Genomic DNA, 17,045 nt, shown 5'->3' on the forward strand with positions numbered 1-17,045 from the left:
ACCGTTTGGTCAGGACGGTGAAGACGCTCGATGTGTGGTTATCACAATCTTGAGAATTCGAATCAATAACGCAGTAGGAAGATTTGAGTGGATAATGGATGGAGGGAAGATTACTCATGAAGTATTTAGTGAAACGGTAGCGTCAGTTGAATTCCAATTATACAGTGACAGTGAGTGAAACTTTGGTCAAATTCCATATCCCTGCAGACTTTGTAATTGAGTATGCCAAGCTTTATTCGGATGAGTTGAAGTGGGGGTATTTCAACGGATGGATCGATCGGCGTGACGCAATCGCAATCATGCTGCATGCGCTCGTTAACGGAGTCCGTCTTAGCGAGGATGAAGAACGGTTGGCGTTGCTCCTTTCTGTAGAAGCGGCCTCCGTTGACGACATACTGGAAAAAATTGAATTCTCAAGCGGTGAGATTGAATCGAGGAGGGTTTGGCTCTATCTTGCTCTGGCGTGGGCATTCGCCCATAAGGATGATTTTCTAGATCCGTTCGAAGTCGTGGAGTGTATATATGCCGATTTTCAGTATCCATCAGAGATTGACAATATCATTCGCTATATGCCACCTCGCGTGGGTGAGGCTCCGGGTGGAATTCCAGGAATCGAACAGGCCTGGGAGAGTTATGTTAGAGAAATGAAAGAGTTCTATCTGAATCGTGACTAGTCAGTAACGGATGGATCGAACACGTGATCGGTGTGGCTTTTATGGTATTTGAAATGCTTTGCCTTGGAACCGTAGATGACACGATCTTTTGCGAATCACGTTTAGGGACATGATCGAGACCTGTATCCGCAGTTTGTATTTGTCCGGTTGATTGAATTTTTGCAACAAATGTTGGTTCCATTGTCTCTAGTTCCTGATGGCCGATGGGTTCCAGGAGTTCCGGATTTCTGAAAGATCATTGGGAGGCCGGACGGGAACTTTTGAGATCATGATGTACATGGTTAGCAGGACGATATGTCATTACTTCTTCAGGCCGGATAAATGGGGAGCAAGAACGATGTCTGCAGTAAAGTTTGAATGCTATAGTGGAGCTATTTTCCCTTTTGTTCCGGTCTATTGTCGGAATGAATTTTCTTTTGATGTTCAAAATATTGAAATTGCTCGAAGCCTTGGATATTCGATTGATGGAACGAGTTCAATTCAAATATCCTTTCTGCAAATTTCGGTGGACGTCAAAACTGGTAGAGCTCTTCATGTTTGGGGATATCATCCAAATCTGGACTGGAAGGAAGGGCCCGCTCTTCCTTCGAAAATGAAGAGCGGCGAGATCAGGGTGAACTCGGAACCGCCGCTTGAACCCGGAATTTCTCCGCGATTCATCGATCATGAAGCGATTGAGACGATATTCGATGCAAGGTCTGGATGGGTTCGCGTCACTCGAAATAATGACCAAGAGGATGATGAGATCTGGGAATTCTGCACAGGGACAGCTTTCGGATCCCGAGAAGACAAATTGCATTCAATCTGGATAAGGCCAAAGTTTACTGATTGAAAATATTTGCTGACCGAAGATTTGCAGGGTAGATTTGGTGGCATCAAATAGGTGAATAGCCGGAGGGGGCAATTTGAATTTGATATTAGAGCTTGCGAAGAAATCGATTCAGGATTACAGGGATAATCGGATAGGGCTTGGAGTTCTTGTCGCGGAACTTGAACGAATTGTCGATTGTTCCGAGAAGGTGAAACTTCCGGATGCAACGGAACTGCGTAGACTATGGGGAGAGCTTGAGATATCCTATGCGCTCGATAGGGGTTTGGATCAAGTTTCATGTGATAGCGAGATCAGTTTCCTTGTCAATGAAATTGAAAAATCAATTGAGATTCTCTAGATTGCGAATATGTTTCGGTATCCGTCCTGTTTTCGATTCGTGCGATTGAACTGTCAAGGGCGGGCGCAGCTAATTCTCAATGGTGAAAGCGATTCATCTGAATCGTAATTAGTTAGGACTGAAATGGCAACCATCGATGAGATAATGAAGAATCCAATCCATCATGTCAAATTCAGGGCGGACTTATTTGATCCGCTTTCTGTCTCGAATCTACTTCAGGAATGTTCAGTTTTGGATGTAAAGATATCAACGCTAACTAGTAGGGTTGGTGTGATTTTTGACCTTCGAACATCAATTTTCCTCGGAGATGGAAATACTGCGCTTCTTATTGTTGGAGAAACTAGATCGATTGAATGGATAGAGGAAGAATCTTCAGTCAATCGAACGGGGCGAGTCGAGGTCGATGGACGGAACCAGAGAAGCCATCTGCATACGTCCATGGGTTCCACGCCTAGAAGGGGAAATGATCGGTTTGACATTGAGATTCCATGTAATCCGAGATCGGTGCTGAAAATTTCGGGCGGCTGGGCGGTTTTCATCGAGGGGAATGTTGATTCCATCGGGGAGTCGCAGCCGGATCTGGGTTTGGATACGGACGAATTTATCGAAGCCGGATTTCCGCAATGGAGCTCGGTTCTGAATCCTACTTATGCTACGTCCACGATCAGATCTCGATCGAATTGACGGGTAAATCAGGTATCGATGCTAATATTTCTGAGTCAAAGGCATCATCGAACTTTGTCGGATTCCGATGGCCGGAGAAAGTGATCGAATGGAATCGGTAAGTTTAAATTCGATAGTCTCATCTCGCCGGCCTTGGCTGCATCTAATTTCGGCTAATGAGTTCACAGAACTGATCGGACTGTAAATAGTCTTGATCTGCAGACTGTGCATCGACTTTCGGGGGTCGAGATGCGGACGCTCGATGAATTATTTCATGTCTATCGAAATGAATTTAGGTTTCCCGGTTTCTTTGGGGAAAATTGGCCCGGATTTAGTGATCTCATGGATTCGCTAGATGAGTTGCCAGCACCCTCTCAGCTGACTGTTATTGAGCACGCTGAAAAATTGTTGGCTGACGATCAAGATGAAATCAAGACCTTCTTGCGGCAACTGAATGATACTGGTCCACGAGAGTTGGTCTCTCGAGAGATTGGGGTTCTGGCCCCATTGCTTTCAACACAGTGCTTGTCGCAGATTCAACGAGCATTCAAAGACTCGAGAACTTGGCGCCTTAGGGATCTGGACCCTGTTATAGCGACCAATCGCTTAGAGATGTTCGGCGGGGGCCCGCCTGCACCCGGTGTACGCAGAGATGCACGCGCGCTGCATAATTCGCAACCCACGTGCATCTCGGAACTGAAGCTCAGTCGCGCTACTTGCTGGCAGTGATGCCGAGCTCGCCGTCGGGAGTTTCGGCGTCGTCGCCACAATCGCAGTCGCAGTCTTCGCCACAGCCGCCGGTGTTGCATTCGCCGGCGTAGCTGTCGTCAGTCTCGTCGCAGTCGAGGGTGCCGCCGAAGGATGTGGCGAAATCGTCGTCGAGTTCGTGGGTGAACTCGTGAACCTCGTCGATGAGGTTGATCAGATGCTGCGGGGCGAAGGGATCCGCGTCGAGGATGGTCGAGACCAGGAGGTGGTCGCCGCTGAATGCGAAGCGCAGGCGCGGCCATTCCTGGGCGAGCTCGATCAGCTGTGTTGCAGCATGGGCCGGGTTGCCGAGGCCGGTGAGGACCGAGGTCCAGACGTTGATCTGCGGGCCGTCGTCAGCAACTGTCACGTAAACGACGAAGCCGTGAACGGGAACAACAATGTCGCCGTCATCGTCGGTAGCGGGCTCGCTGCCGAACATCTCGGCGAGGGACTTAACGCACAGACGGATCAACTCGTCACGTTCGTCCGTCGCGATGGCCATTGCGCCGTCGATGTGAAGGGGCAGGTCAGCGGTGGTGTCGTTCTCGCTCATGGATCCTCAGTTCCGTGCCAGTCCCGAGCATGGGCTGGACACTGTTTTGGTGCGGTGGATGTCATGTCCACGGTAGCCGGAACACACCGGAATCGACCTAATGGATCATGTCCGATGTGGATGAGACGTTGAACTCACTCGATGCGCTGTTCGCTCTCGGACAGCAAGCACTCGACACACCGCGCACGGTGCGAGCATCGATTGCGAGCGCCGTCACTCGGGCGCTTGATGCTCAGATCGATGCCGCGCTGCGCGCGGTCCCCGCGGAATACCTCAACGACGCCCTGCCTAAAGGCACCCGGATGGGAGGTTTGGCGCAGTCACGGTTCCGGACGGTGGCTGATGTAGCGAACTCGTCGGCGGCGACGCTGGCGACTGTTCCTGGCATCGGGCCGCAATCTGCTGCCGCTATCCACGCCGAAGCACTTGCACAGCAGAAGCGGGTGCGTTCGGAGACGCGATTCCGGTTGGACCCGGACAGCATGTCGAAGGCAGACACCGAGATTCTGCGACTGTTGCTCAGACTGCGGCATGCGGAACCCGCGGTTGAGCAAGTGCGTGGTCCGATCGCGTCTCTGAAAGAGCAGGTCGATCCCCTGCGGATGCCGGCGCAACGTGCGGGCAGCAGGTTGGCGCGCTTCTTCTCGGGCAAAGGCAAGCGAGCGGAAGCACAAGCAGCACTTCAGCAGATCATCGCCATTGCGTCGGACCCTGGGCTCGCGGATTTACGGGCGCAGCTACTCGCAATCGCTCACCCGCCACCGAGTCATGACGACCCGTGGACCGAATACGAGCGCGATGCGGCAACGATCAACGCACTGCTGAGTCAGTTCGTCGCGATCGGCACTGTCGAGGAAGCGCAGGCGACGCACGGCTTCATTTCCCGCGACCTGGTGAATGCGGCAGACCGCGTCACACTGGATCGGACACACCTGAGATCGTTTCTGCGCGGATATCAGGCGTTCGGCGCGCAGTATCTACTATCCCGACGCAAGGCGATTCTCGGCGACGAGATGGGCCTCGGCAAAACAGTCCAAGCCCTCGCTGTCGCGGCTCATTTGGCGACGCAGGACAAGCGCCACGTCTTGGTTGTGTGTCCCGCGAGTGTGGTCAGCAACTGGATGAACGAGACGGCGAAGCACACGACATTGCGGCCGTGGCAGATCCACGGAAGCGAGCGGGACGCGGACCTCAGCGAGTGGGCGCGGTGGGGTGGCGTCGCAATAACCACCTTCGACACGCTCAAAGCATTGACGCTGACCACGACGCCGAGCCTGTTGATCGTCGACGAAGCGCACTTCATCAAGAACCCCGCTACCCAGCGCGCTCGCGCGGTGATGACTGTGCTCGATTCTTGCGAATGGGCAGTGTTTCTCAGCGGTACACCGATGGAAAATCGAGTCGAGGAATTCAAGAACCTCGTGAGCTACGTTCAGCCAGCTGTCGCGGGGCAAATCCATGTCCGTGACGGTCTCTCCGGAGCGACGGGATTTCGAAAGATCGTTGCTCCGGTATATCTGCGCCGCAACCAGATTGACGTACTGACCGAACTTCCCGAATTGATCGAGGTCGAGGACTGGGTGCTACTCGGAGCGAAGGATGCGTCGGCGTACCGGTCTGCGGTGCACAGCGGCAACTTCATGGCGATGCGTCAAGCGGCCTACGCGCCCGCAGTGCGCTCAGGGTCCGCGAAGCTCGAGCGGATGGTCGAGATCGTGGAGGAAGCTACGGAGAACGAGGCGAAGGTCCTGGTGTTCTCCTACTTTCGTGGAGTCCTCGACATCATTCGAGACTCGCTGCCTGGCAAGGTGTTCGGGCCGATTACCGGCGCAACCGCCACGGCTGAACGCCAGCGGTTGGTGGACGAGTTCACAGCCCACGCGGGGCATGCTGTGTTGCTGTCGCAGATCGAAGCTGGGGGAGTCGGATTGAACATCCAGGCCGCGTCCGTCGTCATTCTGGCTGAGCCGCAATGGAAACCGAGCACGGAAGCGCAGGCTATCGCGCGGGCTCACCGGATGGGGCAGGTGCGGACGGTGCAGGTGCACCGACTACTGGCCAAGGACAGCGTCGACGTCATGATGCGTGCAACTCTGGCGAAGAAGTCAGATCTATTCGACGAGTATGCGCGACGAAGCCATGCCAAGGAGTCCGACGCAGGATCCGTCGAAACCGGATGGGAGTCTGCTGCGGCGCCAACTGAACAAGATTTTGTGCGGGCCGAGCAGGCAAGGTTGTCACGGTGAGCCACAGCCCGACAAATCCGACAGCATTGCGGCAGAGGTGATCTCGAACCTGTCGGGGGTCCGTTCTAGTCTCCATCAATGACGATTCGACGAGTTCGAAAATCATCACACCTGCAGTTGGTGCCGGCGTCCAGTGAGGAGCGCCCGGCGCCTGGAGGGTCGGGTAGTCGGACGGTTGTCAACTATTTGGTGACGATCGAACTCGACGGTGTCACGCCGCCCATCTGGCGGCGATTCTCAGTGCCGTCGAATATCCAACTCGACGAACTGCATTCGGTTGTGCAGGTACTAATGGGGTGGGGCGACCAACACAAACATCAGTGGGTAGGCATGAAACGCACATCGAGTCTCGGCCCCGACCGGTACATCATGCGGGATGTGATCGAGTGCGATGGTACCGGCGAGGAGGACGAGTTCGGCGAGGACGAAGTGCGTCTCGATGAGGTGCTGTTCGAGGTGGGGGACCACTTGCGGTACGAGTACAACTTCGAGGCACGGTGGAGCCACATGCTTGTTCTCGGGCAGATCGTCAAACGTGGTCCGATTGCTGAGCCTTGCTGTTTCGGTGGCGAACGGGCATGCCCACCCGAGGATTGCGAGGGTCCGATGGGCTACCGCAAGTTTCTTGATGAGCAGACGGATTCCGCAGGATTTGATTCCGAGCACTTCGTGTTGGAGGAGGTCAACACGGCAGTGGACACCATGATGGCACTGCAGAAGTACCCGCCCGTCCTCGATTCGCAGTTCGCAAAGATATTGCGCCGCATCTCGGTTCACTCAGCGCCGAGACTTTTCTCCGCCGTCTCGAAGGCTGAACTTCAAGGTATCGGCGGTATGGATTTCGATCTAATGCGTGGGGGAGCGCTCAGCCATCTGTATTGGTTGCTGAATCATGCAAACGGAGACGGTATCGGGTTGACTGCGTCCGGATGCTTTCCGCCGGAAGAGGTTGCGTCAGCTCGCGACGAACTCGATTGGGGCAGTGAGTGGATCGATACCACTTCCGGCAGTAGCGCACAGCTCTCAGAGTTACTGGAAGTAGCGAAGACTCTCAAGTTGGTCCGAAAACACAGAGGCACATTGATTCTCACCAGACTCGGTAAGTCGATGATCGCGTATCGAGGTGAGTTGTGGCGGCATATCGTTTCGGTGCTGCCGTTGGGGAAAGGTGAGCTTGCGCAGGAGGCTGGCCGAATCCTGTTACTCACGTTGGCCGCTGGCCTATCGGAGGCCGAGCGGAGCGAGGTGATGATCGAGGGGCTTACTGCCTTGGGTTGGCGTACGGAGAGCGGAACCAAACTCGTGGACGACGACTGGACTTCGGTCGTAGGGGACACCCTGTTGTATCTGCGAATGACGGGCGCTATCGCCGAGAACCCGCTCGATCGAGACGTTCCGTGCGATCCGGAATGGGGCCGCGGGTTCGCGCGAATGGTCCTGTCGATGTAGACGAAGAATTCGGTGTCGAACGGATCGGATCGTGGACTGATTTCATTCGATATGAATTTGTTATATGCGCTGGAAGAAAGCACTTTTTGGTCGGTGAAATGCTCGAATTTCGAGGGATTGGAAATTTTGGATTTTGTGTCGTAAAACTGGGGTCATGCTATGGTCAATTTCCAGTTGCTGAATTGGGTGGTCGAGCCAAAAGCTTGAAACCGCCTCGATGTTCGATGCATTGACCTTATGTGTCGGCTCGGCTCTCTAGTATTCGCTCAATGGAGGTATAGGTTTTCGTTCGGCGATTGTGTGTGTTGTTAGTCAATTGAATATGTGACCGGTGTTGGTTTGACGGTTACTCCTCGGACGTGCAGCAACAGAGCGTAAAGATTCGAAACTGGGATCTTTACGCATTGTTCTGTCGATTATTAACGAAGGATGTGACGTGACAGGATCCGATATGGTCCAGTTCAGTACGTTGGTTATTGTTTCACTACTAGTAGCTTTCTACGGTGGAACTTTTCTTATTTCTCTTCGTATCGGTAAGAAGCAGGAAAACGCTGACGAGTTTATGACCGCCGGCAACAAATTGGGTTTCGGTGTTTCGGCTGCCAGCATGACGGCCACGTGGATTTGGGCGTCGTCGCTGTACGCTTCCGCTACCTCCGGATATACCTACGGGATTTCAGGTCCGATTCATTACGGACTGTGGGGCGCGTTGATGATTCTCTTCATCTATCCGTTCGGGCAGCGAATTCGCAAAGTCGCGCCCAAGGCCCACACCCTGGCCGAAGTTATGTATGCGCGCCACGGGCGCTCCAGCCAGCTCATGCTTGCGGGATCCAACATCGTCGGCAGCGTCATCAGTTTGATGTCGAACTTCCTCGCTGGTGGTCTGCTGATTTCGTTGCTGTCCCCGTTCAACTTCATCCAGGGCGTCTTTATCGTTGCGCTGGGTGTTCTGCTGTACACCTTGTGGTCCGGTTTCCGTGCTTCGGTGCTGACCGACTTTGTGCAGTTGATCGGAATGCTCGGCGCAGTAGTCGTTTTGGTGCCGTTCATCTTCTTCGCGGCAGGATTCCCCGCAGCCTTCGAGAGCGGCGCCAGCAACCTCACTGCTGAGCAGGGCAACTTCTTCTCGAGTGTCGCCTTCTTCGAGCAAGGCGCGCCGTACATCGCGGCAGTGCTTGCCTATGCAATCGGAAACCAGACCATCGCGCAGCGATTGTTCGCGGTCCGCGAAGACCTGATCAAGCCCACCTTCATCACCGCGACAGTGGGCTACGGCGCAACGGTTATCGGCGTCGGCATGCTCGGTGTCCTCGCGTTGTACCTCGGAGTCGAGCCGATGGGCGGCGACGTCAACAACCTGATTCCGCAGATGGCGGCGTCGTACCTGCCAGGAATCTTGTTGGCTGTTTTCTTTGTCATGATCATCGGAGCACTGTCTTCAACGGCGGACTCGGATCTGGCTGCACTCTCGTCGATCATGATGACTGATGTGTACGGCCAGACCGTCACGGGTAAGGCCAATCCGCGACGAATGCTGCTCATCGGCCGAGTGACGATGATCGTCGCGACGGCTGTTGCAATTGCATTGGCAAGTCTGCAATTGAGCATTCTGGATCTACTGGTATTTGTCGGAGCTCTCTGGGGTGCGCTCGTATTCCCTGTCATCGCGAGCTTCTACTGGGGCAAGGTGACCAACAAGGCCTTCACCGTGTCGGTACTCGTGGCGCTCGCCGCGTTCTTGCCCGTGCGTTTCAGCTGGGTGCCGATGGACGGTGTGATCGGAATCCTCTTCGACATCGTCTCCGTGATCGGTATCGGAGTGGTGCTGGGGCTCATGACCTTCGGATTCTTCGGGCTGAAGGCTGCACAGATCGTCGGCGGGCTGGCGATCCTGATCTCCGCACCGTTCGCGATCGGCTTCCTCCACGATTACCCCACGCTCAGTGGATCTTTGGTCGCCTATGCCGTCAGTACCGTTGTGTGCTTCGCGATGTCGGTCAACCAGAGCGAGACGTTCGATTTCGAGTTGATCAAGCAGCGGACAGGTGACTTCGATGATGAGGATCCCGAGACGGATCCGCGTGACGATGTTTCCGAGCTGGGTGTGTCCGGCAGATAGCTGTCGCCTCAAAACTGAAGGAGTACGAATGAGTACAGCTCTACTGACCATCTACGTCCTGATCTGGCCTGTGTTGGTCGCTGTCGTCCTGGCGGTCATCAGTCGGGGATTCATCAAGGACTGGCTGGACGCTCGCCGCAACGGCGAAGATCTGGTGTAGGCACTGACCGTCATCACGGACGCAATTCGCTGTCCGTGGTGGCGGTCACCTTGCGTTGGGTATGGGGACTGGCGTTATAGTTGCTCAGTGCAACACGCAGGAGCGAAATCGCTCACCGGCCCGCCAGCCGTCCATGACGAACTGGTGCACCTGACGCGTCAGCTGATGACCGGCGATCGCCAATCCGATGATCAGCCGTCCATCGCGCAACACTCTTTCCTCTCGTTTATCGGCCGCAACGACGGCTGCCGAGCTACCGAGATTTCCGACGTCTTCGGCGTCAACCGCTCCACCATCTCGCGGCAGGTACGCGGATGTATCGACGCAGGCTGGGTGTTTGCCGACCCCGGACCTGTTCGTCAGGGCAACCCGCTCCACCTCACGGACGCCGGCCGCACGTATCTTGATGCCGCCGACGCGCGTCGACTCGACCAAGTCACCAGCAGGCTGCAGGATTGGTCTGAGTCCGAGATCGCAGAATTTGCCCGTGCACTTCACCGTTTCAGAATCAGCACCGAATCGCAGACCAACGGAGATGAAAACCTGTGAGTGACTACAGCGCTAAAGCCCAGTTCGTCATCTCCGATAACGAGTCCGTGGTGCACACAGTTTTCACCCACGCCGAGCGGACCCCGAACCTCACGGTATTCTCCCGGCCCAAGGGCGATACCTGGATCGACGTCTCTGCCAAAGACTTCGCCGAGCAGGTCACGGGCGTCGCGAACGGCCTGATCGCTGCCGGAGTTGGGCCCGGTGACCGCGTCGCATTGCTGTCGGCGACGCGCTACGAGTGGACGCTTTTCGACTTCGCCATTTGGGCAGCCGGCGCGGCGACGGTCCCGATTTACGACTCGTCCTCACAGGGACAGGTCAGTTGGATCCTCGAAGACTCCGAAGCCGTCATGGCTATCGTCGAGACCGGGACCCACGAGAAACTGTTTGAGGATGCGCCCAGCACCCTCAAGGCGGTCATGCAGATCGACGCCGGGGCCGTAGAGACGCTGACCCAGGGTGGCATCGACATCGACGCCACCGAACTGAAGAAGCGACTCGACGGAATCAAGGCCGACGATCTAGCGTCGCTCGTCTACACCTCCGGAACGACGGGACGCCCGAAGGGGTGCGTCCTCACTCACCGCAACTTCTTGTCCGAGGTGCGCGGCATTCTCACCGCCTCGATCGGCGAGGTTGCTGTTCCCGGTAACCGCGTCCTCACCTTCCTGCCCCTCGCGCACGTTCTTGCTCGCGCCGTTTCCTTGGCAACTTTCGAGGCGGGAGCTTCGCAGGCGCATTGGTCTGATTTCTCTACCATCACAACCCAATTCGAGCGCTACAAGCCCAATACAATTCTTGGTGTCCCTCGTGTCTTCGAGAAGGTTCGCGACGGTGCGGCCCGCAAGGCGGAGTCGGGTGGCAAGGTGCCCGGCGCGATCTTTGCCTTCGCGGAAGCAACCGCCAAGGAATACAGCCAAGCGCTCGACAAGGGTGGCCCTTCGCTGATCCTGAAGGCAAAGCACGCTGTTGCCGACAAGCTTGTGTACTCGAAGCTGCGCGCAGCTCTCGGCGGCGAATGTTGGTTCGCCATCTCGGGCGGCGGCGCACTCACACCGGAACTCGGTCATTTTTTCCGCGGCCTCGGAGTCCCGATCTACGAGGGCTATGGTCTCACCGAAACCACGGCAGCTCACTGCGTCAACATCCCCGGTGCGCAGAAGATCGGAACTGTCGGACGGCCTATGGGCGGCAACGGAGTTCGTATTGCGGAGGACGGCGAGATCGAACTCAACGGGGGAGTGGTCTTCAAGGGCTACTGGAAGAACGAGAAGGCAACCGCAGATACCTTTGACAACGGTTGGTTGCGAACTGGAGATCTCGGCGAACTCGACAGTGACGGTTACCTTTCCATTACCGGCCGCAAGAAGGATCTGCTGGTGACGGCGGGTGGCAAGAACGTCTCACCCGGCCCGATGGAAGACCGCATCCGCTCGCATTCCATCGTGTCGCAGGCCGTCGTCGTCGGTGACGGAAAGACGTACATCACTGCACTTCTCACGGTTGATCCTGAAGTATTCGAAAAGTGGAAGGTCGATAACGGCAGACCATCCAGCGCCACCGTCGCCGAATTGCGTGACGACAGAGATTTTCGCGCCGAACTGCAGAAGGCTATCGACGACGCCAATTCGACTGTCTCACATGCAGAGTCGATCAAGAAGTTCGTCATCCTCGATCGCGATCTCACCGAAGAAGACGGCGAATTGACCGCGACGCTGAAGATCAAGCGCAACGTCGTTGTCGACCGATTCTCCAAAGAGATCGAAGGAATGTACGCCAAGAGCTAGGAACGCTTGGGGAACTGCTCCCGGTAGGCCATCACGTCATCGAGCCGGAACCGGCGGTGGGTTCCGCGTAGCTCGATCGGGAGCTTGCCCGCGTCGGCGAGCTTGCGGACGTAGGTGTCTGAGACGCCAAGGATTTCGGCGGCTTGCGATGTAGTGAGCAGCTCGGCGACCGCGCCAAGTGCGACGCTGTCACCGTTAGCGAGGTAGGTCAGAAGCTGAACTACAGCATCGCCGACGGCCGGTGGAACGTCGATCGTGACGCCATCGATTGTCAGAGTTGTTGAGGTGCTCGATGTTTGAGCGATAGCTGCCAGTCCGGTCTTGATTGTGTCGGCGGCAGTGCTGTCGACTGCTGAAACTATGTGGTCAATGCTCATGGTGGGTTCCGATCGAAGTCGTGGTCATCTTATCGAGGAACCTTGGTCTCAGCGATTGTCATCGGTTGGATGCGAAGTCCCAGCGCGTCGGCGATCTCGACGACCGACGTCAGTTTTACAGAACCGGTTCCGTACTCAAGTGATTGAACACTGGATCGTGAGACACCGGCCAAGTCGGCAAGTGTTTGTTGAGTGAGACGTAGCTGGACTCGGCGATCAGCGAAGCTCTCACCGATGCGGGCTATCTCGGACACAGGGCTATTGCGGTTCGGTGAACTTCTGCGCGGCTGGCTCATCGGACCTCCTATGCGTTATTTTGCAAGCATAAGTCGGTGCGAAGGCGCTCGGCAAGGTCCCTTCGGCGTGGTATCCACCGATTTCCAACCAGTCTGATTGGAATGCAATTTGACTGGTGGGGAAGGGTTCGCTGTTCCCACTGAAACGTAGCCCACCAAATTGGCTGTAACTCGAAGTAGCATCCTGTTTGTGGCTAGACGATCGGTAACTGTGAGATTTGACGAAGAGGAACTGAGGGCGCTCGAGACCCTCCAGGAGTTCACCGGCGCGGACATATCCAGCGTCGTACGTGAAGCCGTGATCGAGCATGCCCGACGATGTGCTGCGCAGACCAAGCCTCGCGACATCGCCGACAAGCGAAAGTCCTTGACCTTGCAAGACGCGTTCGCGAAGTACTCCGCGCTGTGTGTCAGTGAAGAGCGGGAAGCGTCGTAAGGGACGGAAGCGGTGAGCAACAGGGGAGCTCACCGCTTCCGGGCCTTCGCTATGAACGAACCAGGATCTTGACGGCTGTGTCGTTGTGTTCGATCAGCGTTGTGAAGCCTTCCGAGATCAACTCTTCGAGCTCGATGCGGCCAGTGATGAACGGCGCCAGATCGACAACACCGTCCTGAACCATCTTGATGACTGCCTCGTGATCGCGAACGTAGGCAATGGTTCCACGGAGATCGATCTCTTTGAGCACGAGCTTTTGCATATCGATGGTTGCAGGCTTGCCCCAAATGGAAACGTTGACAACAACTCCCGCGGGTCTGACGGTGTCGAGCATCGTGTCGAGGACAGCGTTGACACCCGCGCATTCGAATCCGACGTCCGCACCGATACCGTCTGTAATTTCAAGTACGCGTGCTTTGACGTCTTCGGTACTGGGATCGATAACGTAGTTCGCGACACCGCTGGTCAGTGCCTTCTCTTTGCGTGCGTCGCTGAGTTCCGTGACGATCGTTGTTACGCCGAGTCCTTTGAGGACTGCCGCAACGAGGAGTCCAATCGGGCCGGCGCCACCGACTATCGCTGTGTCACCACTTTTTGCACCACTCCGAACGACGGCATGGTGGGCAACGCTCAACGGTTCGATCAGCGCAGCTTCGTCGAGGGGAATGTCGCCGATCTTGTGGATCCACCGCCGGTCGACGACAACCTTCTCGCTGAGTCCGCCACCGCCGCCGGCCAATCCGATGAAACCCATCTGCGTGCACAGGTGGTAGTTCCCCGACTTGCAGGGAGCGCACTCATTGCACACGAAATACGGTTCGACGACGACATTCTCGCCGACTTCGACATCCGTGACACCTTCGCCAACTTCTTCGACGGTGCCCGAGAATTCGTGTCCCATCGTGACTGGCGCATTCTCATGCGAAAGAGGATGAGGGTGCCCGGGCGCTGAAATGAAGATCGGACCTTCGAGGTATTCGTGGAGGTCGGTGCCGCAGATCCCGCACCACGCAACTTTCAGTTTGACAGTCCCCGGCCGAACTTCGGGCTCGGGAATGTCTTCGATTCGGATGTCTTTCTGCCCGTGGAACCGTGCTGCCTTCATGTATCCGCACCTCACTTCGTTGTGAATCCGCTGGTAGATCAACGCTAGGGCTGTTGTGGCTCGGTGTGAAGAGTTGCAATGGATTGCAATCGAAGGGAACCAGGTGGCGCTTCGTTGCGTCCAAGACTTTGAGGTCCGTCGACGAGGGGGAATGCCGTGGAGGTGTGGGGCGCTTGTCGGACTGCGTTTGGAGTGGCTGCCGTAGTCGCGCTAGTTGGGGGTTGCTCCTCGACGGTTGAGGGCGAAGCGTTCCCCGTCGACACGATTGGAATGTTCGATCCGTGCGCAGTTCTGAGTGACGGCGACCTGCGGACGATCGGTGTCGATCCGGGATCTCAGAAAGTTGACCTTTTCGATACCCATTTTCCTGGTTTCAACGTGTGCACGTGGCAGGGCGCTGACTACTATCTGGCTCTCACATCTACGAAGCACACCCTTGAAGATGTGAAGGAGAACCCCGAGTATCGAGATTTCCGCCAAGGTGAGGTGGCTGGGCGGGAGGTCCTCAATTTTCTCGATCGGGACCTCGACGAGGGCGTTGCATGCATGGTGGCCTTCGCGACAACGGAGTCCACAGCGATGATCAGCATCGATGTCACGTACGGTGACACGCCCGCAGAGGCGCCGTGTGTGCTCGTCGACCGTGTAGCCAAGATCGTGGTTTCGTTGCTCCCCTAGAGCGACGGCCAAATAGATCGAATGGAGATGAGTGCACGATGTCAATTCATAATCAAGCGTCTATCGGTGGAGGAAGCGAAAGCTTCTATGTGGACAAGTCAGTTGCCGGCGACCTGCTGAAGGCGTGCGACGACCTTGTTGCGGAATTCAAGGCACTGGACGCGGAGGCACGTATCCTGAGTCGAATGAGTGGATTCGGTACGCTCGCCTCGGGCCTCGCACTTCAGAAGAAGTTTCAAGACAAGGCTTTTGGTGGTTCGGACTCCCTGGTCAATGCGCTGGAAAGTCACATCACCGTGGTCGACAACATGCGAGCCTACTTCCAGAAATGTATCGACAATGCAGTGACCCAAGAGCGGACGAATGTCGATCAACTTAGAAACGTCGAAATACCAAACTGAGCTTCGGGGAGTTACTTGCGCGAATCTTCTCGTCGATTCCGCGACAAGCCGGGAAGATTCGATCCCTGGAACCGACACGATGACATAAGTACAGGTAGCTGCCGAAATGCTGATTAGACTGGCGTGATGTCTTCGAACACCGTTAGTCGTAGAGCATTTGTCGTGGGAGCCGCCGCTGCAGTTGCGTCCACTCTCGTCGTGATGAAGGCCTCGGCTTCCGCACCGGTGTCTGCGAACTCGACCGTAGCTGCACGCCAACGGTTCTTCGGCGCTGACAATGTCGATCCGAGCACCGGAGAAGTGGATCCGTCCAAAACGATTCTCTCGTGGTTCGGTGTCACGAATTTCGCAATGGCGATCGCCGGCAATATCGTTCTGCTTGATGCGTGGGTTCCTCGAGGCGCATTCTCGGACTACGTGCCGACCGGCCCAGCGGAACTGGCAGCGCTGGCCCCGAGTCATATTCTGATCGGGCACGGGCATTTCGACCACGCTGCGGATGCGGCGGAGATCGCATCACTGTGTGGTGCAACCATTGTTGGGACGGACGAGCATTGCAACCAGATTGTGCAACAGGCAGCAACGGAGCTTCGGACCTTCCCGCTGGACTCCGATCGATCTGACTTCTCGTTACCCAATGGGGTTGCCGTACACACAGTTCGGCATCTGCACTCCGCCCTGCGAGCACCACGAGGCGAGCACCACGAGGCGAGCAGGCACCGCTCGTTCTAGTGCCCGACTTCAGCCCGAGTATTGAACATCCACCGACACCTCACGACATCGCGCATCTGACGTCGCACCTAAGCGACGAGGAGGGCGGATCGCTGCTGTACCAATTCGTAGTCGGCGACTTTGTGCTCACCTGGCACGACAGTTCCGGCCCGATTTTCACCGACGCACCCGAGGTGCTCGACGCCTTGCGCGAGCTGCCGGCGTCCACGGTTCAGATCGGATCTATCCAGGGTTACAACCAATACACGAACGGACTCAGCGACCCACTCGACTACATCCGAGCATTGCGACCCTCCATTTTCGTGCCGGCCCACCACGACAATTGGCTCGCACCGCTCTCTGCGCCAGCCGTCGCGTACGAATCGAGGTTGCGTCAGGCTATTGACAGCTTGCCGACGTCTCCGGAACTGCGACTGCTCACAGATCCGAGCGACTATGTGCAACCCTCGCGGCTGACGTTCGACATACCGTTGAAGTAACCGGGCGTCGATTCAGCGTCAGTGGATACGGTCCTGCCAATCAGTGGGGACTCGGTCTGCGGGTCCTGGAACCAGTTGATCTACGGGATGTGAAGTGGGCGCTGCCAACTCGGGGCCGTCGTAGGCCTCTTGGGTTTCAAAGCTCCAGAACCAATCCTCACCAGGCTCGAAGCTTTGCATGAACGGATGCTTGGTCGTTGCAGCATGAGCGCTCGCATGTTGGGCGGGGGACGAGTCGCAGCAACCGATATGGCCGCACTGCGCGCAACGCCGCAAATGCACCCACCATCCACCTACGGCGTCACATTCCACGCAACCCACACCGCTCGGCGGCACGCTCGGATCGATACCTACTGGAAGCTCATCGGTCATTGTTCATCCCCTCGTCGAAGTGATGCTGCTCTATTTATGGTGCG

General features: G+C 56.2%; 20 protein-coding genes. 15 read left to right on the forward strand and 5 right to left on the reverse strand.

The window, feature by feature from the left end; genetic code table 11:
- Positions 1 to 170 precede the first annotated feature (170 nt).
- The 4 genes from MTX36_RS24185 (at position 171) to MTX36_RS30630 (ending at position 3,235) form a co-directional block, all read left to right on the forward strand.
- Positions 171 to 674 carry a DUF2247 family protein gene (locus MTX36_RS24185; RefSeq protein ID WP_243622178.1) on the forward strand — a complete coding sequence of 168 codons (504 nt, stop codon included), beginning with the start codon at positions 171 to 173 and terminating at the stop codon, positions 672 to 674.
- A gap of 337 nt (positions 675 to 1,011) precedes the next feature.
- Complete coding sequence (locus tag MTX36_RS24190) at positions 1,012 to 1,506, forward strand: hypothetical protein (protein WP_243622179.1); 495 nt, start codon at positions 1,012 to 1,014, stop codon at positions 1,504 to 1,506.
- Positions 1,507 to 1,966: 460 nt separating this feature from the next.
- Positions 1,967 to 2,527, forward strand: a complete 561-nt coding sequence (locus MTX36_RS24195) for a hypothetical protein (RefSeq protein WP_243622180.1) — start codon at positions 1,967 to 1,969, stop codon at positions 2,525 to 2,527.
- Between the two features lie 204 nt (positions 2,528 to 2,731).
- A complete protein-coding gene (locus tag MTX36_RS30630; protein ID WP_374230532.1) occupies positions 2,732 to 3,235 on the forward strand; it encodes a barstar family protein in 504 nt (167 codons plus the stop codon).
- Here MTX36_RS30630 and MTX36_RS24200 read toward each other — a convergent pair.
- The gene (locus MTX36_RS24200; protein ID WP_243622181.1) at positions 3,219 to 3,809 is read right to left on the reverse strand and encodes a hypothetical protein; all 591 of its coding nucleotides are present in this window, start codon (positions 3,807 to 3,809) and stop codon (positions 3,219 to 3,221) included. The genes MTX36_RS30630 and MTX36_RS24200 overlap by 17 nt on opposite strands.
- Before the next feature lie 107 nt (positions 3,810 to 3,916).
- Here MTX36_RS24200 and MTX36_RS24205 point away from each other — a divergent pair, with 107 nt between their 5' ends.
- The 6 genes from MTX36_RS24205 (at position 3,917) to MTX36_RS24230 (ending at position 12,125) form a co-directional block, all read left to right on the forward strand.
- Positions 3,917 to 6,055, forward strand: a complete 2,139-nt coding sequence (locus MTX36_RS24205) for a DEAD/DEAH box helicase (RefSeq protein WP_243622182.1) — start codon at positions 3,917 to 3,919, stop codon at positions 6,053 to 6,055.
- Positions 6,056 to 6,133: 78 nt separating this feature from the next.
- Entirely contained in the window at positions 6,134 to 7,504 is a 1,371-nt protein-coding gene (locus tag MTX36_RS24210) for a plasmid pRiA4b ORF-3 family protein (protein WP_243622183.1), read from the forward strand.
- A 451-nt stretch (positions 7,505 to 7,955) separates the two neighbouring features.
- Positions 7,956 to 9,626, forward strand: coding sequence for a sodium:solute symporter family protein (locus tag MTX36_RS24215; RefSeq protein WP_279394973.1), 1,671 nt, complete (start codon positions 7,956 to 7,958; stop codon positions 9,624 to 9,626).
- A gap of 28 nt (positions 9,627 to 9,654) precedes the next feature.
- Entirely contained in the window at positions 9,655 to 9,786 is a 132-nt protein-coding gene (locus MTX36_RS24220) for a putative transporter small subunit (RefSeq protein ID WP_243622185.1), read from the forward strand.
- Positions 9,787 to 9,873: 87 nt separating this feature from the next.
- Positions 9,874 to 10,335 (forward strand): MarR family winged helix-turn-helix transcriptional regulator, encoded by a 462-nt coding sequence (locus MTX36_RS24225; RefSeq protein ID WP_243622186.1) that lies wholly within the window; start codon positions 9,874 to 9,876, stop codon positions 10,333 to 10,335.
- Positions 10,332 to 12,125, forward strand: coding sequence for a long-chain fatty acid--CoA ligase (locus tag MTX36_RS24230; protein WP_243622187.1), 1,794 nt, complete (start codon positions 10,332 to 10,334; stop codon positions 12,123 to 12,125). The genes MTX36_RS24225 and MTX36_RS24230 overlap by 4 nt, the downstream gene beginning before the upstream one ends.
- Here the strand turns inward: MTX36_RS24230 and MTX36_RS24235 are convergent.
- Together MTX36_RS24235 and MTX36_RS24240 are read right to left on the reverse strand one after the other, a co-directional pair.
- Positions 12,122 to 12,502: a helix-turn-helix domain-containing protein gene (locus MTX36_RS24235; protein ID WP_243622188.1), complete on the reverse strand. Its 381-nt coding sequence runs from the start codon at positions 12,500 to 12,502 to the stop codon at positions 12,122 to 12,124. The two genes, MTX36_RS24230 and MTX36_RS24235, sit on opposite strands and share 4 nt — an antisense overlap.
- Positions 12,503 to 12,531: 29 nt before the next feature.
- On the reverse strand, positions 12,532 to 12,798 hold the full coding sequence (locus MTX36_RS24240) for a helix-turn-helix domain-containing protein (protein WP_243622189.1): 267 nt from the start codon (positions 12,796 to 12,798) through the stop codon (positions 12,532 to 12,534).
- 211 nt (positions 12,799 to 13,009) lie between these two features.
- On the opposite strand from MTX36_RS24240, the gene MTX36_RS24245 reads away from it, so the two are divergent.
- On the forward strand, positions 13,010 to 13,234 hold the full coding sequence (locus MTX36_RS24245) for a hypothetical protein (protein WP_243622190.1): 225 nt from the start codon (positions 13,010 to 13,012) through the stop codon (positions 13,232 to 13,234).
- 49 nt (positions 13,235 to 13,283) lie between these two features.
- Here MTX36_RS24245 and MTX36_RS24250 read toward each other — a convergent pair whose 3' ends face one another.
- A complete protein-coding gene (locus tag MTX36_RS24250; RefSeq protein WP_243622191.1) occupies positions 13,284 to 14,339 on the reverse strand; it encodes a 2,3-butanediol dehydrogenase in 1,056 nt (351 codons plus the stop codon).
- A 192-nt stretch (positions 14,340 to 14,531) separates the two neighbouring features.
- Between MTX36_RS24250 and MTX36_RS24255 the strand changes: the two genes are divergently transcribed.
- The 4 genes from MTX36_RS24255 to MTX36_RS24270 all read left to right on the forward strand — a co-directional run bounded on the left by MTX36_RS24255 (position 14,532) and on the right by MTX36_RS24270 (position 16,629).
- A complete protein-coding gene (locus tag MTX36_RS24255) occupies positions 14,532 to 15,017 on the forward strand; it encodes a DUF3558 family protein (protein WP_243622192.1) in 486 nt (161 codons plus the stop codon).
- Between the two features lie 38 nt (positions 15,018 to 15,055).
- Positions 15,056 to 15,418 carry a hypothetical protein gene (locus MTX36_RS24260; protein WP_243622193.1) on the forward strand — a complete coding sequence of 121 codons (363 nt, stop codon included), beginning with the start codon at positions 15,056 to 15,058 and terminating at the stop codon, positions 15,416 to 15,418.
- Between the two features lie 126 nt (positions 15,419 to 15,544).
- On the forward strand, positions 15,545 to 16,150 hold the full coding sequence (locus MTX36_RS24265; RefSeq protein ID WP_243622194.1) for a hypothetical protein: 606 nt from the start codon (positions 15,545 to 15,547) through the stop codon (positions 16,148 to 16,150).
- A complete protein-coding gene (locus MTX36_RS24270) occupies positions 16,150 to 16,629 on the forward strand; it encodes a hypothetical protein (RefSeq protein WP_243622195.1) in 480 nt (159 codons plus the stop codon). Before MTX36_RS24265 ends, MTX36_RS24270 begins: the two co-directional genes overlap by 1 nt.
- Before the next feature lie 18 nt (positions 16,630 to 16,647).
- On the opposite strand, the gene MTX36_RS24275 is transcribed toward MTX36_RS24270, so the two are convergent.
- Positions 16,648 to 17,001 (reverse strand): UBP-type zinc finger domain-containing protein, encoded by a 354-nt coding sequence (locus MTX36_RS24275; RefSeq protein WP_243622196.1) that lies wholly within the window; start codon positions 16,999 to 17,001, stop codon positions 16,648 to 16,650.
- Between the last annotated feature and the right edge of the window lie 44 nt (positions 17,002 to 17,045).

It is taken from the genome of Rhodococcus sp. ARC_M6, from assembly GCF_022810305.1.
Taxonomy (GTDB): domain Bacteria; phylum Actinomycetota; class Actinomycetes; order Mycobacteriales; family Mycobacteriaceae; genus Rhodococcus_F.

Bases quoted from the DNA above. Each gene is read 5' to 3' on its own strand.
- MTX36_RS24200 (WP_243622181.1), bottom strand. From the start codon at position 3,809: ATGAGCGAGAACGACACCACCGCTGACCTGCCCCTTCACATCGACGGC.
- MTX36_RS24220 (WP_243622185.1), top strand. From the start codon at position 9,655: ATGAGTACAGCTCTACTGACCATCTACGTCCTGATCTGGCCTGTGTTG.
- MTX36_RS24205 (WP_243622182.1), top strand. From the start codon at position 3,917: ATGTCCGATGTGGATGAGACGTTGAACTCACTCGATGCGCTGTTCGCT.
- MTX36_RS24215 (WP_279394973.1), top strand. From the start codon at position 7,956: ATGGTCCAGTTCAGTACGTTGGTTATTGTTTCACTACTAGTAGCTTTC.
- MTX36_RS24235 (WP_243622188.1), bottom strand. From the start codon at position 12,502: ATGAGCATTGACCACATAGTTTCAGCAGTCGACAGCACTGCCGCCGAC.
- MTX36_RS24190 (WP_243622179.1), top strand. From the start codon at position 1,012: ATGTCTGCAGTAAAGTTTGAATGCTATAGTGGAGCTATTTTCCCTTTT.
- MTX36_RS24265 (WP_243622194.1), top strand. From the start codon at position 15,545: ATGTCTTCGAACACCGTTAGTCGTAGAGCATTTGTCGTGGGAGCCGCC.
- MTX36_RS24250 (WP_243622191.1), bottom strand. From the start codon at position 14,339: ATGAAGGCAGCACGGTTCCACGGGCAGAAAGACATCCGAATCGAAGAC.
- MTX36_RS24210 (WP_243622183.1), top strand. From the start codon at position 6,134: ATGACGATTCGACGAGTTCGAAAATCATCACACCTGCAGTTGGTGCCG.
- MTX36_RS24240 (WP_243622189.1), bottom strand. From the start codon at position 12,798: ATGAGCCAGCCGCGCAGAAGTTCACCGAACCGCAATAGCCCTGTGTCC.
- MTX36_RS24260 (WP_243622193.1), top strand. From the start codon at position 15,056: ATGTCAATTCATAATCAAGCGTCTATCGGTGGAGGAAGCGAAAGCTTC.
- MTX36_RS24275 (WP_243622196.1), bottom strand. From the start codon at position 17,001: ATGACCGATGAGCTTCCAGTAGGTATCGATCCGAGCGTGCCGCCGAGC.
- MTX36_RS24195 (WP_243622180.1), top strand. From the start codon at position 1,967: ATGGCAACCATCGATGAGATAATGAAGAATCCAATCCATCATGTCAAA.